Annotated in this window: 14 protein-coding genes; 9 read left to right on the forward strand and 5 right to left on the reverse strand. The window is 43.4% G+C overall.

Annotated features, from left to right (window positions below; translation table 11 throughout):
• Window positions 1-168: 168 nt before the first annotated feature.
• Window positions 169-678, reverse strand: a complete 510-nt coding sequence (locus AB6735_RS18265) for a GNAT family N-acetyltransferase (RefSeq protein ID WP_370997283.1) — start codon at window positions 676-678, stop codon at window positions 169-171.
• 241 nt (window positions 679-919) lie between these two features.
• Between AB6735_RS18265 and hisS the strand changes: the two genes are divergently transcribed.
• The gene (gene hisS, locus AB6735_RS18270) at window positions 920-2293 is read left to right on the forward strand and encodes a histidine--tRNA ligase (RefSeq protein ID WP_370997284.1); all 1374 of its coding nucleotides are present in this window, start codon (window positions 920-922) and stop codon (window positions 2291-2293) included.
• Window positions 2294-2573: 280 nt separating this feature from the next.
• Here the strand turns inward: hisS and AB6735_RS18275 are convergent, their stop codons facing one another.
• Complete coding sequence (locus tag AB6735_RS18275) at window positions 2574-4127, reverse strand: PglZ domain-containing protein (protein WP_370997287.1); 1554 nt, start codon at window positions 4125-4127, stop codon at window positions 2574-2576.
• Window positions 4128-4390: 263 nt separating this feature from the next.
• Between AB6735_RS18275 and AB6735_RS18280 the strand changes: the two genes are divergently transcribed.
• The 6 genes from AB6735_RS18280 (at window position 4391) to efp (ending at window position 10611) form a co-directional block, all read left to right on the forward strand.
• Window positions 4391-5617: an HD domain-containing protein gene (locus AB6735_RS18280; RefSeq protein ID WP_370997289.1), complete on the forward strand. Its 1227-nt coding sequence runs from the start codon at window positions 4391-4393 to the stop codon at window positions 5615-5617.
• Between the two features lie 184 nt (window positions 5618-5801).
• Complete coding sequence (gene lpxD / locus AB6735_RS18285; RefSeq protein ID WP_370997290.1) at window positions 5802-6845, forward strand: UDP-3-O-(3-hydroxymyristoyl)glucosamine N-acyltransferase; 1044 nt, start codon at window positions 5802-5804, stop codon at window positions 6843-6845.
• Window positions 6846-6982: 137 nt separating this feature from the next.
• Window positions 6983-8392, forward strand: coding sequence for a bifunctional UDP-3-O-[3-hydroxymyristoyl] N-acetylglucosamine deacetylase/3-hydroxyacyl-ACP dehydratase (locus tag AB6735_RS18290; RefSeq protein ID WP_370997291.1), 1410 nt, complete (start codon window positions 6983-6985; stop codon window positions 8390-8392).
• Window positions 8389-9174 carry an acyl-ACP--UDP-N-acetylglucosamine O-acyltransferase gene (lpxA, locus tag AB6735_RS18295; RefSeq protein WP_076371333.1) on the forward strand — a complete coding sequence of 262 codons (786 nt, stop codon included), beginning with the start codon at window positions 8389-8391 and terminating at the stop codon, window positions 9172-9174. The genes AB6735_RS18290 and lpxA overlap by 4 nt, the downstream gene beginning before the upstream one ends.
• Before the next feature lie 116 nt (window positions 9175-9290).
• Complete coding sequence (locus AB6735_RS18300; RefSeq protein ID WP_370997293.1) at window positions 9291-9911, forward strand: ATP-binding cassette domain-containing protein; 621 nt, start codon at window positions 9291-9293, stop codon at window positions 9909-9911.
• A gap of 136 nt (window positions 9912-10047) precedes the next feature.
• Window positions 10048-10611, forward strand: coding sequence for an elongation factor P (efp, locus tag AB6735_RS18305; RefSeq protein WP_370997296.1), 564 nt, complete (start codon window positions 10048-10050; stop codon window positions 10609-10611).
• A gap of 266 nt (window positions 10612-10877) precedes the next feature.
• Here efp and AB6735_RS18310 read toward each other — a convergent pair whose 3' ends face one another.
• From AB6735_RS18310 to AB6735_RS18320, 3 genes are all read right to left on the reverse strand, one after another.
• Window positions 10878-11645, reverse strand: coding sequence for an exodeoxyribonuclease III (locus tag AB6735_RS18310; RefSeq protein ID WP_370997298.1), 768 nt, complete (start codon window positions 11643-11645; stop codon window positions 10878-10880).
• 156 nt (window positions 11646-11801) lie between these two features.
• Entirely contained in the window at window positions 11802-12488 is a 687-nt protein-coding gene (locus AB6735_RS18315) for a peptidylprolyl isomerase (RefSeq protein ID WP_370997299.1), read from the reverse strand.
• A gap of 153 nt (window positions 12489-12641) precedes the next feature.
• The gene (locus tag AB6735_RS18320) at window positions 12642-12989 is read right to left on the reverse strand and encodes a hypothetical protein (protein WP_166092174.1); all 348 of its coding nucleotides are present in this window, start codon (window positions 12987-12989) and stop codon (window positions 12642-12644) included.
• A gap of 212 nt (window positions 12990-13201) precedes the next feature.
• Here AB6735_RS18320 and AB6735_RS18325 point away from each other — a divergent pair, with 212 nt between their 5' ends.
• Window positions 13202-13531, forward strand: a complete 330-nt coding sequence (locus tag AB6735_RS18325) for a hypothetical protein (RefSeq protein ID WP_370997300.1) — start codon at window positions 13202-13204, stop codon at window positions 13529-13531.
• A gap of 69 nt (window positions 13532-13600) precedes the next feature.
• The gene (locus AB6735_RS18330) at window positions 13601-16117 is read left to right on the forward strand and encodes a TonB-dependent receptor (RefSeq protein ID WP_370997302.1); all 2517 of its coding nucleotides are present in this window, start codon (window positions 13601-13603) and stop codon (window positions 16115-16117) included.
• Window positions 16118-16131 lie beyond the last annotated feature (14 nt).

The raw sequence follows: 16131 nt of genomic DNA on the forward strand, positions 1-16131 counted from the left end.
CAGAATAGAAAATATGAAAAAAATTATCTCAAATTAGTTGCTTAGATCATAGAAATCGAGGTACGAAGCAATCTCTATGCTTTACAGGGTGAAGTGACGTATCATCTTAATCTTCCTGTGTAGAGATTACTTCGTACCTCGCAATGACGTGATGGTGAGAATGTCATGTTAAAAAGTATTTCTACTCACCTTAAAAAAAGGAAGATCATCTCCATGCCAAAAAGCACGACCGTGCGGCTGAAAACCAGCTTTAAATAAAACCTTTTGCGATGCCCTGTTTTCGGGGTGAGTAACCGCGCAGATTTCTTTAAGCCCGATCTCATTCAAACCGTATGATACCAAAGCCTGGGCAAGTTCCGTAGCAATGCCCGATCCCCAGTATTTGAGGTGCAGGCGGTAGCCCAGTTCGATGCTGCTGCTGTCAAATTCGCTATAGTCGAGTATGCAAACGCCTATAAAATCATTATCTGCAAGGTTAAAGATGCCCCAGCGGCCCATACCTGTTTTCTTTTGATAATCCTTCAGTGTATCCTTAAAAACCTTTTTGCTTTCCTGGGCAGTACGTTTTTTTACGTAGCGGGTTAAACGCGCGTCGGCATCCAGGTCAAGTAAAAGGCTTTCGTCTTCGGGTGTAAACTCACGTATCAGCAAGCGCGGCGTTTGGGCAATAATGTTCATGGTTCTCAAAAATATATTTTTCTGCAAGCGCTTAGGTAAAAAGAGTGTCATTTAAGTGGAGTCATAAATAAAGGAGCGCTACTTACCCGCGCGTCATTGCGTGGAACGTGGCAATCCCCGATAGGGCAGAGTCGCTCTGTAGGTAGGGGATTGCCACACTACGTTCGCAATGACGCGGCGAGGGAAATCCTCACCATGGCAAAACACAACAGCATAATTTGCTTTTTTGTACATTTGCCGCATGGCATCCATCAAACCATCCGTACCTAAAGGCACCCGTGATTTTTCACCTACCGAAATGGTGAAACGCAATTATATTTTTGATACCATTAAAAGCGTGTTCCGTAAATACGGCTATCAGCAGATAGAAACGCCGACAATGGAAAATTCATCAACTTTGTTGGGTAAGTATGGAGAAGAGGGTGATAAACTCATATTCAAGATTCTGAATAGCGGAGATTATCTGGCTAAGGTAAACCCTGAGAAGCTAACAACGCTTAATTCTAACGCGGTAGCTTCAGATATTTCCGAGAAAGCCTTGCGCTATGATCTTACCGTACCTTTCGCTCGCTATGTAGTACAGCACCAGAATGAGATCACCTTCCCGTTTAAACGGTTTCAGGTGCAACCGGTTTGGCGTGCCGACAGGCCTCAGCGTGGCCGCTACCGGGAGTTTTATCAGTGTGATGCCGATGTGGTGGGTTCCGATTCTTTATTGAACGAAGCCGAGTTTGTGATGATCTATGACGAGGCTTTGAGCAAGCTTGGTCTAAAAGATTTCAGCATTAAAATTAATAATAGAAAAATTCTATCCGGGATCGCGCAAATTATAGATAAAGCTGATAACATCATTGATCTGACTGTAGCCATAGATAAATTAGATAAGATCGGCCTTGATGGCGTGATCAAAGAATTGCTGGAACGCGGCTTTACCGAGGCTGATATAGACAAGATAAAACCGATTATTTTACTGGAAGGCTCCAATACCCAAAAACTGCAAAGCTTGCGCCAGGCATTGGCTTCATCGGAAGTTGGCTTGAAGGGATGTGATGAAATTGAAATGGTTTTCGGCTATATCGAAAAATGCCCCCTGCAAACTGCTAAACTGGAATTGGACATTACTCTTGCCCGTGGAATAAACTATTATACCGGCGCCATATTCGAAGTGAAAACCAATGAGGTGGTTATGGGCAGTATCGGTGGCGGTGGTCGTTATGATGACCTTACCGGTATGTTCGGTCTTAAAGGATTAACCGGTGTGGGGATATCCTTTGGTGCCGACCGTATTTATGATGTGCTTGAAGAATTGAACCTGTTCCCGGCCGCAGCCAACCAAAGTACCCAGGTATTGATCTGTAATTTCGACAAAGAAGGCGAACTATATGGCTTGCCCCTATTACAACAACTACGCCGCCAAAATATCAATGCCGAGCTTTACCCAGCGGGCGCCAAAATCAAAAAGCAGATGGAGTATGCCAACAATAAAAATATCCCTTACACCGTAGTGATCGGCAGTGAAGAGATACAAAGCGGTTTGCTGGCTTTTAAAAATATGACCACCGGTGAGCAGGAGAAGCTGAGTGTTGATGATATTGTGAAGCGAATGGTTGTCTGAATCAGAATTTATAGAATTTAAGAATTTTCAGAATAAAGATATATATATCCAATATGTCATTACGAGCGATAGCGTGGATAACCGACCGGAGGGAGCTCATTAATACCGTAAAAAACAATTAATAACATTAATAATCTTATTACAAGTAGATTCACGCGAGAAGATTGCCACGTCGTTCCTCCTCGAAATGACATGATTATAATCAAACAAAAACGGGCATCATTTTCAAGTGATGCCCGTTTTTGTTTGTCAAAAGTTCCCCCTTCAGGGGGTTAGGGGGTTACTTAGGCCCGTAAGTAACTATCGGGATGATCATCTCTTCCAATGAGATACCACCGTGCTGGAAAGTTTCATTATAAAAATTCACAAAGTGATTGTAGTTGTTCGGATATACAAAATAGCTGTCTTCCTTGGCAAATACAAAGCTCGAGCTGAGGTGCAGCTTAGGCAGCATGGCATCATGCGGGTTGCGGATGTGGAATACTTCCTTGGCGTTATAATTCAGGTTTTTGCCTTGTTTGTAACGCAGGTTGGTATTGGTGTTGCGGTCGCCTACAATTTTGCTTGGGTTTTTAACGCGGATGGTACCGTGGTCGGTAGTAATGATCACGCGTACTTGTTTTTGGGCCAAAAATTTCAGCAGATCAAACAGGGGTGAGTGCTCAAACCATGATAATGTGAGTGAACGATAAGCGGCATCGTCGCTCGCCAGCTCGCGGATCATCTGCATGTCGGTACGGGCATGTGAAAGCATATCCACAAAGTTGTACACCACCACGTTCAGCTCATTGTTCATGAGGTTGCTCACTGATTCGTTCAAAGCGCGGCCTTCGTCAATGTTCAATATTTTATGGTATGAATACTTACAATCCTTGCGCAGTACACGTTTCAGGTGGTCGGCAATAAATTCCGATTCATATAAGTTCTTACCGCCTTCATCCTCGTCGTTTTGCCACATGGTAGGATAGCGTTTTTCCATTTCCAAGGGCATCAGGCCCGAGAATATGGAGTTACGGGCGTACTGTGTAGCGGTTGGTAAAATACTGTAATACGTATCCTCCTCTTCCATCCTGAAATATTCGGATATTATAGGGTTGATCACTTTAAACTGATCATACCTCAAATTATCTATCAGGATAAAAAATAGGGGTCCGTTACCATCCAGTTTGGGGAATACTTTCTTTTTAAACAACTGCGGCGAACTTGTTGGCGCGAATTCCGGGTTTTTTATCCAGTTTAAATAATTACGCTCCACAAACTTGCAGAATTGTACATTGGCTTCGGCTTTTTGCAGGGTCAATATCTCGTGCATGCCGGCGTCTTCCAGTTTTTCCAGCTCCAGTTCCCAGTAAATGAGCTTTTTGTACACATCAACCCATTCCTGATGGCTCAGGTTGTCATTAAGCGTCATGCCCAGCGTCCGGAAATCCATCTGGTAAGCCATGGTTGTTTTTTCGGTAACCAGGCGTTTATTTTCGGTCAACTTTTTTATAGTGAGCAGAATCTGCTTGGGGTGTACCGGTTTAATCAGGTAATCATCAATCTTGGAGCCGATGGCATCTTCCATCAGGTATTCTTCCTCGTTCTTGGTGATCAGTACAATGGGCACATCATTATTAAGGTTCTTGATCTGCTGCAGGGTTTCCAGTCCGGTTAAGCCCGGCATATTTTCATCCAGAAAAACCAGATCGAAATAGTGCTGTTTAAAAGCATCAACGGCGTCGTTGCCGTTAGTTACGGTAGTTACTTTGTATCCTTTTTCGTTCAGGAAAAGTATATGTGGCTTTAAAAGGTCAATTTCGTCATCGGCCCATAAAATGGTGGTGTCTTGCATAGTATATGTAGATTAAAAGTATTCTGAACCAGAATTTTTAGAATTAAAAAATTACCCGAATTTACTTTAATAAAGGGATACTATATAATAGGATTCTATAAATTCACCTAATTCCAAAAAATTTGGCTCAGACGTTTAAATTCAGACATTAAACCTCAAAGGGAGTGATTTGTTGTTGATAAGTAAAGGTATTAACAAAAATTAACAAACATCATGCGCTTATTTTACCTTTGTTTTACATTTTTGCATCGTAAAGAACCAAGTTGAATAAAAAGAAAATTATAAACGATCCTGTTTATGGCTTTATCAGCATCCCTACCGAGCTGGTATTTGACCTCATCGAACACCCCTATTTCCAGCGGTTAAGATATATCAAACAATTGGGCATGACTCACCTGGTATACCCGGGGGCACTGCATACTCGTTTTCATCATGCCCTGGGCGCTATGCACCTGATGGCCATGGCCATTGAAACCCTGCGTAACAAAGGGCACCAGATCAGTCATGACGAGGAAGAAGCCTTAACCATAGCCATATTGCTGCACGATATTGGTCACGGGCCGTTCTCGCACGCGCTGGAGCGTACCATTATAGCAGGTGTAGCGCATGAAGACATATCGGCCATGTTGATGAATAAACTAAACGAGCAGTTTGGCGGTGATTTAACTATGGCTATTGATATATTTAACGATACTTATCCACGCCGTTTTTTACATCAACTGGTATCGAGCCAGCTGGATATGGACAGACTGGATTACCTGAACCGCGATAGTTTTTTTACCGGGGTATCCGAAGGTGTCATCAGCTCAGACCGCATCATCAAGATGCTGAACGTGAAGAACGATCATGTGGTGGTGGAAGAAAAAGGTATTTACTCAATCGAAAAGTTTTTGATAGCCCGCAGGCTCATGTACTGGCAGGTTTACCTGCATAAAACGGTTATTGCCGGCGAAGAGTTGCTTGTGAAAGTGTTTAAGCGAGGCAGGGAATTGATATTACAAGGTGAGGATTTATTTGCCACACCGGCTCTGAAACATTTCATCCAAAGCAAGATGAGCAGGGATGTTTTCATGAAGGAGGATCATCACCTGGATATTTTCGCCAGTTTGGATGATGCTGATATTATGTCGGCAGTGAAAGTTTGGGCTGGTCACCCGGATTTTTTGTTGTCGACCCTGGCCAAAAACCTGGTGCAGCGAAATCTTTACCATGTAGATATCACCAATGAAGAACCGGATGCCGAATTTGTAGCCCAGCTAACCAAAAAAGCGATGGAAAAATATGGCATCAGCGAGCAGGATGCCTCCTATTTTGTTTTTACCACGTCTATACGTAATAATGCTTACACAGCCGGCGATGGTAATATAGGAATACTGATGAAAAACGGGCAGGTAAGCGATATAACCAAGGCCAGCGATAATTCTAACCTGGAAGCGCTGATCAAAACGGTAAAAAAATATATTACCTGTTATAATAAGGATTTGCTGTAGGGGTAAATAACCGGTAAAGTGTCATAGGGGTCGAGTAATGGGTTGCCGGTTTTGAGTAATGAGTTTTATAAATAAAATAGGTTGAAAATGAAGAATTTATTAAGAGATATACTTAAAACCAATAACTCAGCGCTCACAACTAATTAATAATTTGCTGCTTTAATTTTAACATTTAAATTTGTCGATGCAATTTACGGCTCAGGAAATAAGTTTATTGCTCAACGGGACTGTTGAGGGTGATGCTTTTGTGAAGGTTGATAAGCTGGCTAAGATAGAAGACGGCGATGCCGGAAGCCTTACATTTTTAGCCAATCCCAAGTATGAGCAGTTTTTATATACCACCAATGCTTCTGTGGTTATCATCAATCAGGATCAGCAACTTACGGGGCCGGTAAAGGCTACCCTGATACGTGTTGAAAATGCTTACAGCGCGTTTACGGTTCTTTTAGAACAATATAATACCCTAAAACTAAACAAAAAAGGCATTGAAGAGCCCTGCTTTATACACCCAACGGCTCAAATTGGCACCGACCCCTATATAGGCGCGTTCGCTTATATCGGTACCAATACAAAAATTGGCGATAATTGTAAAATATATCCTAATGTTAACATTGGCGATAATGTTACTATCGGCAATAATGTTACCTTGTTTTCTGGTGCTACCATTTATTTTGATTGTGTGTTAGGTAATAATGTTACCATACATTCGGGGGCCGTGATTGGCAGCGATGGTTTTGGCTTTGCACCCAATCCCGATGGTACGTACACTAAGATTGCCCAGATTGGCAATGTAGTTATCGGGGATGATGTTGAAATTGGGGCCAATACGGCTATTGACCGGGCTACCATGGGTTCAACCCTTATAGGCAAAGGTGTAAAGATCGATAACCTGGTACAAATAGCGCACAATGTTGAGATTGCTGCGCATGTGGTTATTGCAGGTCAGGCAGGCATATCCGGCAGTACCAAAATTGGCAAAAATGCTGTTATTGGCGGCCAGGTAGGTATTTCCGGACATTTAAATATTGCCGGTGGCACACAGGTATCGGCACAAACAGGCATCAATAGCTCCATTACAGAAGAAGGTAAGGTTTGGGGCGGCACTCCCTATATGCCATTTAAGGATTATCTGAAGGCGCATTCTAAATTAAGGAGGCTGCCCGAGATTGATAAAAAGGTTTACGAACTTGAAAAATTAATTGAAGAACTGAGAAAAGAAGGTCATTAGTTCAATATATGGTTCATTGGTTCAATTGTTCATTGGTTTATTAGTAAAAAATATTTAGCTAATAGAAAAACCCCAATGAACTAATGAGCCAGTGAACCAATGAACAACTAAACTAATGAACCAATGAACATTATAAAATGAATGTAAAACAAAGAACTATTAAAGCGCCGGTATCGGTTTCAGGTACAGGCTTACACACTGGTCAGCGTGTAACCATGACTTTTAACCCGGCGGCAGAAAACCATGGCTATAAATTCAGAAGGATTGATATGCCTGGTGCGCCAATCATTGATGCCGATGTGGATAATGTGACCGATACTTCGCGTGGTACCACCATTTCACAAAACGGAGCTACGGTAAATACAGTGGAACACGTGCTGGCGGCGCTGGTAGGTATGGAGATAGACAATGTGCTGATAGATATGGATGGTCCGGAAACACCTATTATGGATGGCAGCTCCATACAATTTGTTGACGTGATTATGGAAACCGGCCTGGTTGAACAAGAAGCCGACCGCGAATACTATCATATACCCTACAATATACATTACTCTGAAGCCGACCGCAAGGTAGAAATGGTGGCTATGCCGCTTGATGATTACCGCTTTACCTGCATGGTCGACTATAATTCGCAGGTATTGGGCAGCCAGCATGCCAGTATATCAACCATTGCCGAATTTAAAAAAGAAATAGCCTCCTGCCGCACCTTTTGCTTCTTGCATGAACTGGAAATGCTGTTAAAGCACGACCTGATCAAGGGCGGAGATCTGAATAACGCCATTGTAGTGGTGGATAAAGAGGTTGATGAAGATGAATTGGCACACCTGGCCAAACTATTTAACCGTAAAGACATTAAAGTTGCGCCGCAGGGTATTTTAAATAACATCGAACTCCGCCATCAGAATGAGCCGGCAAGACATAAACTGCTGGATATGATAGGCGACCTTGCCCTGGTTGGTGTTCCGCTGAAAGGGCATATCATGGCTGCAAGGCCCGGTCATGCGGCTAACGTAGCTTTTGCAAAAAAGATAAAGGCGCTTATTAAAAAAGAGAAGAGCCGCAAACACGTAAAAGTGTATGATCCTAATATGACTCCGGTGTATGATACCGTGCAAATCATGAAAATATTGCCTCACAGGCAGCCTATGCTCATGGTTGATAAGATATTGGAGTTATCAAAAAGTCATGTGGTTGGATTAAAGAACGTAACCATGAACGAGGACCTATTTATGGGGCACTTCCCCGGTTCGCCGCTTTTCCCGGGTGTTTTGCAGATAGAGGCCATGGCACAAACCGGGGGCATCCTGGTGTTAAATACCGTACCCGATCCTGAAAATTATATTACCCTTTTTCTGAAAATAGAGAACGCCCGTTTTAAGGACAAGGTTGTGCCTGGTGATACCATCATATTCCATTGTAACCTGGTAGCTCCTATCAGACGGGGCATTGCCCAAATGAAAGGTATTGGCATGGTTGGCTCGCGTATTGTGGTAGAAGCCGAACTGATGGCGCAAATTGTAAAAGTTAATAAATCTAACGAAGAATGATCCAACCCTTAGCATACATACACCCGCAGGCCAAAATAGCCGATAACGTGGTGATAGAGCCTTTTGTGACCATCCACAAGGATGTGGAAATTGGCGAAGGTACCTGGATCGGCTCCAACTCCGTAATTATGGATGGTGCCCGCATCGGTAAAAACTGCCGTATATTTCCCGGCGCGGTAGTATCTGCCCCGCCACAGGACTTGAAATACAAAGGCGAGCAAAGCACCGTATCTATAGGTGATAACACCACCATACGCGAGTGCGTTACCCTTAACCGTGGTACCGCTTTGGATAAAAACACTACTACAATTGGTAGCAATTGCCTGTTGATGGCTTATGTGCACGTAGCACATGATTGTGTTATCGGCGATAATGTGATCATAGCCAACTCGGTACAACTGGCCGGGCACATCAATATTTATGATTACGCTTTTGTAGGTGGTTCATCTGCGGTGCACCAGTTTGTAGAGATCGGCGCGCACAGCATGATATCCGGCGGGTCGCTTGTGCGTAAGGATGTTCCTCCGTTTACTAAAGCTGGTCGCGAACCCTTATCATACGTGGGTATCAACTCTGTTGGTTTACGCCGCAGAGGCTTTTCGGCAGCCACCATTAACGAGATCCAGGAGATCTACAGGATCATATTCCTGAAAAAATATAATGTGAGCAAGGCTCTTGATATTATTGAGGCCGAGTTTACTCCAAGCATTGAACGCGACGAGATCATTAACTTTTTGCAAAACTCGCAAAGAGGTATCATGAAAGGCTTCGGGAATACTTAAATAGTTCATGGATCATAGTTAATAGTTCATAGTAAAAGAATAACTATAAGTCATGATCCATGAACTATCAACCATGGGCCTTTCCATGATCTATGAACCATTATCTATAAGCTAAAATGAACATCACCCTTCAAAACATCGGCCGTAGATTTAACCGCGACTGGATTTTCAGAGGAGTTGGTTATACTTTTAACAGTGGTCAGGCTTATGCGATATTGGGACCTAATGGCTCTGGCAAATCGACCCTGCTGCAGGTTTTAAATGCCAGCCTGACGCCATCTGCGGGTACCATCAGCTATACTTTTCAGAATAAACCGGTTCACCCAACAGAAGTGTTTACCCACCTGAGTCTTGCCGCGCCATACCTGGAACTGATTGAAGAGTTTACGCTTACCGAGATGGTTGATTTTCACTTCAAGTTTAAATCATACAAATCAGGTATTGATAAAAAGGAGTTGATAGGTCTGTTAAGTTTAGCCAAAAGCGAAAACAAGCTGATCCGGTATTTTTCATCAGGTATGAAACAGCGGTTGAAACTGATACTGGCCTTTTGCGCTGATACGCCTATCCTCATGCTCGATGAACCTACATCCAACCTGGATACACAGGGTGTAGACTGGTACCTGGGCCTTGTGGAGCAGTTCGCCTCGGGCCGTCTTACTATCGTTTGCTCTAACCAGGAACACGAGTATGGCTTTTGTAATGAACGACTGAGTATTTCGGATTATAAGCAATAGAGATTTGAGATGTTAGATATGAGATTTGAGACATGTGATTATCAAATGTTTATTCATCTGGCTTTCTAAAAAATCTCAAATCTCATATCTAACATCTCAAATCTAATCCATAATTTTGCGGGCTCAATATTATTTTATGGCTAAAGCATCAGATGTTAAAAATGGAAATGTGCTTCGCTTTAACGGCGAATTAGTGCAGGTTGAAGAATTTTTACACCGTACACCAGGTAACTTACGTGCATTTTACCAGGCACGTATGCGTAACGTAAAATCAGGAAAGCTGGTTGAATACCGTTTCCGTACCGACGAAGAGGTAGATATTGCCCGTGTTGAAACAAGCGATTATCAATATTTATATGACGAGGGTGACTCATTGGTAGTAATGGATAATACTACTTATGATCAGCATAGCATACCTAAAAAACTATTTGGCCCTGCAGTTAAATTTTTAAAAGAAGGCATGAATGTGATTGTGGCTTTTGAAAGTGATGAACCGATCATGGGTTCTGTACCAGGATCTGCCGAGCTGGAAATCACTTACACCGAACCGGCTGTTAAAGGTGATACCTCAAGCGGCGCCCTAAAAAATGCTACGGTTGAAACCGGTGCCGAGATCCGTGTACCATTGTTCATCAACATTGGTGATAAAGTAAAGGTAGATACCGCTACAGGCACTTATGTAGAGCGTGTGAAAGCATAACCCCATAACCCCCTGAAGGGGGAGCTTTTTGATTTCCATATTACATTTTCAGTATAAAAAAAAGAGGCCCGAATCGGGCCTCTTTTTTTTATACTTGTCCCACCATGTCATTGCGAGGCACGAAGCAATCTCTATGCTATACAGAATCGCTCTGCTTATCAGCGATTGCTTCGTACCTAATGACGGTAGCGGTGCCGGGGTTATCTGCACATCTGCACATCTGAAATCTGCACATCAAAGAGCTCCCCCTTCAGGGTGCCGGGGGGCTAAAACTCCAGCTCCAGCAGCACCGGGCAATGGTCGGAGTGTTTGGCTTCTGGTAAAATGGCGGCGCGTTTAATGTTGGCTTCCAGTTCGGTACTGGCCATAGCATAATCAATACGCCAGCCTAAGTTTTTGCCTCTTGCACCCGCTCTGAAACTCCACCAGGTATAGTTATGCGGTTCTTTGTTCAGATGACGGAAGGTATCGATAAATCCGCCTTCAATAAATTTCTCCATCCACTCGCGTTCCTCGGGCAAAAAGCCGGAAGAGTTGGCGTTTGATTTGGGGTTATGGATATCAATGGGGCGGTGACAAATATTATAATCGCCGCATACCACCAGTTTGGGGTATTGGCTTTTTAGCAGGGTAAGGTATCTGCCAAACTCATCTAAAAAACGATATTTAAACACCTGGCGTTCATCGCCGCTTGAACCTGATGGAAAATAAACGCTCATGACAGATACTTCATCAAAATCAAGACGGATACAACGACCCTCACGATCGAAATCAGGGATGCCGCAGCCATATTCAATATGTTTGGGTGTTAGCTTACTAAAAATAGCGGTACCGCTGTAGCCCTTTTTTTCGGCAGGGAACCAATAGTGTTTGTAGCCCAGCTGATCTACCAGTCCAAGGTCAGTGAGTACATCAGGGGTTGCTTTAATTTCCTGCAAACAAACCACATCGGCATCTGTAGCCTGCAGCCAGGCCAACCAGTTTTTGTTGATAGCCGAGCGGATACCATTAACGTTATAGGTGATTATTTTCATTTTGATTTAGGATGTTCGATTTGGGATTTTTTGACTTGCTAAAGTACGATATTTTTGATTTCGGAATTGGGATGTTCGATTTCGGATTTTAACTGATTAAGCACGTAATTTAGAATTTGTCGACCCCTCAGTAAATTAAAAATCCCTAATCCGATATCAGCGCAGAATTTTATCCAATTGCCTGCATTCCTTTTTACTGAGCACTTCCACTGTCATCGTTACATCGGTAAGTGGACGGTCGCACTCGTCTTTTTTTACGGCTGCAATACGGTCTACCATGTCAAGTCCCGAAATCACTTCGCCAAAAACAGTATAATTTTGATCCAGATGTGGCACTCCGCCTACAGATTTGTACCACTCCCTTTGCCATGCCGGTATCTTGCGGCCTTTTAAACGGGTTTTCTCCAGCGTATCCAGCTTGCCATCAGTAAAACGTTTACCTTCGGTGATATAGAACTGGCATCCGCTTGATGCTTTTTTGGGGTTTTCATCGCGCGCGGCAGCCAATACCCCACGTTTGTGGAACAAGCTGTCCCTGAACTCGGCAGGTACCGTATAACCCACATCACCATCGCCCAGTTCCAATTCGGGTATCGCCTTTTTTGAATCGGGATCGCCGCCCTGGATCATGAAATTTTGTATCACCCTATGAAATAAAGTGCCATTATAAAAACCCTTTTTAGCCAGTTTTATAAAATTATCCCGGTGCAGGGGTGTTTCATTATACAGGCGGATAATGCAATCGCCATAGCTGGTTTTAATACGCACATACTGGCTTTTGGGTGGCCCGGCAAAAGCGGCAACGCTTAGCAGAAGCAAAGTTATAGTAAAGAGTTTTTTCATATATCGTTAGATCGGTTAGTACGTCATGCGAGCGTAGCGTGGCAATCCCCGATTTGTAGAGCCGCTCTGTATATTAGGGATTGCCACGCTACGCTCGCAATGACGTTATTTTTTACGTTTTTACGCTTTTTGCAGTGAAGCCGCAAAAAGCATCTAATTCCCCTCCAACTCCTCAAAATAATTGATCATCAATGATTTGAGGATCATCTCCTGTTCAAGCAGGGTATAGTTGGGTATCACTTTAACTCTTTTCCAATGCGGCCAACCGTCCTGGTCAAGGCCTTCCAGCTCATAAAAGCCCAGCATACTAAAAAGGCGGCAGTTGGCAATATGCATCAGCTCTTCCTTTTGGCGCTTGCTAAATTTGCGTGGTCCCTGGCCCAATTCCTGCACACCAATTAAAAACAGCATTACTTTCAGATCGGGCTTTTCGTTATCAAAATCCTGGGCAATACGTTGCTGCAGCGCATCCCATTTCACATTAATTTCGGCAGGTGTCATATGGGCAAAGATAAGAATAGTTCATAGGTTCATTAGTTCAATCGTTCATTAGTTAATTGGTCTTGTCTGCGTATTGTATTTCTGTTAATATCAAATGTGACACTAACGAACGATTGAACTAATGAACCAATGAACGATATTGTTACAATGTTGCATTATTTTTAACATTTTATTAACTACTTTTGCATGATCTTTGAGAAAAGATATTTAAGGTGAAGAAAAACAAATTACATATCCTATACTCCTGGCTATTGCTTATTTGCTTTATAGCCGGGCAATATGTTGTTTATACTCACCAGCACCTGCTTGCCAAAACAACCGGAACGGTTTACGCCGCTCATGATCATCATCAGCAACAACAAGCCGTTAAAGAGAAATGTTACCTGTGCGATGCCATGCATCACCAGGCGGCTGTTATTGATCAGGCATTTTATTTAGTGCCCCCGATAGCTAACCTGCACTTTTTTAAAGCCAGCGACTATGACTTTGTAAGCCTTGCGCTTGTACTGGCTGCTGGTCGTGCCCCTCCCGTGCTTTCATAATATTAGTTTTTTCCTGCAAAATAGCGCCACCATTGGTGTGGTATTTATTGATCTCCAAATTTTTTTATTATGAAATTAAAGCTAATTAGTAGCTTATTATTGCTTGTTATAGGTTTTTCTGCTTTTGCCAATGCCCATACAATTACAACAAAAAACGCAGCCGTTGAAGAGGCTGCAGGTACATTAACCGGTACCGTTACCGATAAGGCCGATGGCAAACCCGTTATTGGCGCTACCGTAAGTATCCCCGATCTGCATACCGGTGCCATTACCGATGCAAATGGTAAATATGTTTTAAACCATGTGCCCCGCGGCGTTTACCTGTTACAGGTAAGCTATCTGGGTTATGCCACCTTTAACCAAAAGGTTGATCTTTCAAAAACATCTGTGTTTGATGTGAAACTGCAAGCCTCATCATTAGAGGCAGGTGAAGTAGTGGTGACCGGTGTAAGTAAAGCTACCGAGATAAAACGCAGTCCTGTGCCTATGATAGCTGTAGGCAAAGCCTACCTGGAACAACGCGCGGCTTCGGGCAATATTATTGATCAGATTGCTACCCTGCCAGGTGTAAGCGCGGTTACTACCGGGCCAAACGTATCCAAGCCGTTCATCCATGGCCTGGGTTATAACCGGGTAATTACTTTACAGGATGGTATCCGGCAGGAAGGCCAGCAATGGGGCGATGAGCACGGTATTGAAGTTGATCAAAACTCAATAGATCGTGTAGAGATCATCAAAGGACCCGCCAGCTTAACCTATGGTTCCGACGCTATTGGCGGTGTGGTTAACCTGATTACCCCTGCACCCGTTCCTGAAGGTAAAATATTAGGTTCGGTACAAGGTATTTATGGTACCAATCAGGGCCTGCTCAACGGATCATTCAGGCTGCAGGGCAACCAGAACGGATTGGTTTGGGGAACGGTAGTATCTGCCAAGGAAGCTAAAAATTACCAGAACCAGCAAGATGGCCGGGTATATGCTACCGGTTATCAGGAAAAAGATGCACGGGTAATGGTAGGTTTGAATAAATCATGGGGCTACTCTTATTTACATGCTTCGGTTTTTGACGATAAGCAGGATATCCCGGATGGCAGCCGCGACTCGCTTACCCGTAAATTCACCAAGCAAATAACCGAAGACGGCGCCACTGCTATCGTTCCGGAATCTGAACTAAACTCCTACCGTATCCCGACCCTACATCAACGCGTTCAGCTTTACCGTATCTATAACAACAGTAACTTTATTTTAGGTGGTGGTAACCTGTTGGTTAACCTGGGCTATCAACTCAGTCACAGACGCGAGTATACCCACCCTGAATATGGCGATGTTCCCGGCTTAAACCTGCATCTGCATACCTATACTTATGATGTTAAATACAATTTTAACATCGGCGATGATTATGAAACCACATTTGGTGTAAATGGTCAGTATGGCAAAAACACCATCGACGGCGCCACCGATTTCCCTATTCCGGCCTATCACCAGTTTGATATCGGTCCGTTCTTTGTGATCAAGAAAAGCTTTGGTAAGTTAGATCTTTCTGCCGGTGCCCGTTTTGATTCACGTTCTTTCACGGGTGATGCCGCTTATGTAGATACTATTGGTGGTCCGCATGGCTTTCCGCAATTATATAAAGGCCCTAACCCTACTACTACCCCCAATGTTACATCACAATTTGATGCCTTGAGCAAAACTTTCACAGGTTTTTCGGGCAGCTTTGGTGCAACCTACAATGTGTCCGACCAGTTTTTGGTGAAGGCTAATCTTGCCCGTGGTTTCAGGGCGCCAAGTATTGCCGAGTTATCTGCCAATGGTCCCGATCCTGGTTCACAGATCTACCACGTAGGTGATAAGAACTTTAAGCCGGAGTTCAGTTTTCAACAGGATATCGGCGCATTTTTAACATTGCCAAATATCTCGGCCAGTGTAGAGTTGTTTAATAATGAAATTTCGAACTATATATTCCAACAGCAGGAATTGAATCCTGACGGCAGCCCGGTGATTACCCAAGGTTATAATACTTTCACTTATGTACAAAGCAAAGCCAGGATTTATGGTGGTGAAGTTAATGTCGACCTGCACCCACTGCCATGGTTACACTTTGAAAACTCATTGAGCTTAACATATGGCGAAAACAAAGGTAATGGTGGCCCGGTGGCTGATAGCTTAAAATATTTACCCTTCATCCCGCCACTGCATACCCACTCAGAGCTGCGCGGAGCGTTTAACGGTGGCTTTGGCGACTTTAAAAACCTGTATGTTTTTGTTGGTTTTGACCACTACAGCGCCCAAAATCGTTTCTTTTCCGCTTACGGCACAGAGACTGCTACCGCGGGTTACAATTTGCTAAGTGCAGGCTTTGGTGGTAACATTGTTAACAAATCTGGTCAGCCGGTTTTGAAACTGTTTATTGAAGGCACCAACCTGGCTAATATAAATTACCAATCAAACATGAGCAGGCTTAAATATTTCGGCAATCCTACTGCCCCCGATGGTATTAATCACGGTATCTTTAATATGGGCCGCAATATCAGCTTTAAGGTGGTTGTGCCATTTGGCTTTAACACAGGTAAAAAATCATCATAAGCTATTTTATATAT

It is taken from the genome of Mucilaginibacter sp. RCC_168 (assembly GCF_041355315.1).
Classification (GTDB): domain Bacteria; phylum Bacteroidota; class Bacteroidia; order Sphingobacteriales; family Sphingobacteriaceae; genus Mucilaginibacter.

What these genes read in the sequence shown, in the direction of transcription:
- AB6735_RS18330 (WP_370997302.1), top strand. Translation starts at nt 13,601, where the DNA reads ATGAAATTAAAGCTAATTAGTAGCTTATTATTGCTTGTTATAGGTTTT.
- efp (WP_370997296.1), top strand. Translation starts at nt 10,048, where the DNA reads ATGGCTAAAGCATCAGATGTTAAAAATGGAAATGTGCTTCGCTTTAAC.
- lpxA (WP_076371333.1), top strand. Translation starts at nt 8,389, where the DNA reads ATGATCCAACCCTTAGCATACATACACCCGCAGGCCAAAATAGCCGAT.
- AB6735_RS18265 (WP_370997283.1), bottom strand. Translation starts at nt 678, where the DNA reads ATGAACATTATTGCCCAAACGCCGCGCTTGCTGATACGTGAGTTTACA.
- AB6735_RS18310 (WP_370997298.1), bottom strand. Translation starts at nt 11,645, where the DNA reads ATGAAAATAATCACCTATAACGTTAATGGTATCCGCTCGGCTATCAAC.
- lpxD (WP_370997290.1), top strand. Translation starts at nt 5,802, where the DNA reads ATGCAATTTACGGCTCAGGAAATAAGTTTATTGCTCAACGGGACTGTT.
- AB6735_RS18290 (WP_370997291.1), top strand. Translation starts at nt 6,983, where the DNA reads ATGAATGTAAAACAAAGAACTATTAAAGCGCCGGTATCGGTTTCAGGT.
- AB6735_RS18315 (WP_370997299.1), bottom strand. Translation starts at nt 12,488, where the DNA reads ATGAAAAAACTCTTTACTATAACTTTGCTTCTGCTAAGCGTTGCCGCT.
- AB6735_RS18275 (WP_370997287.1), bottom strand. Translation starts at nt 4,127, where the DNA reads ATGCAAGACACCACCATTTTATGGGCCGATGACGAAATTGACCTTTTA.
- AB6735_RS18300 (WP_370997293.1), top strand. Translation starts at nt 9,291, where the DNA reads ATGAACATCACCCTTCAAAACATCGGCCGTAGATTTAACCGCGACTGG.
- AB6735_RS18320 (WP_166092174.1), bottom strand. Translation starts at nt 12,989, where the DNA reads ATGACACCTGCCGAAATTAATGTGAAATGGGATGCGCTGCAGCAACGT.
- hisS (WP_370997284.1), top strand. Translation starts at nt 920, where the DNA reads ATGGCATCCATCAAACCATCCGTACCTAAAGGCACCCGTGATTTTTCA.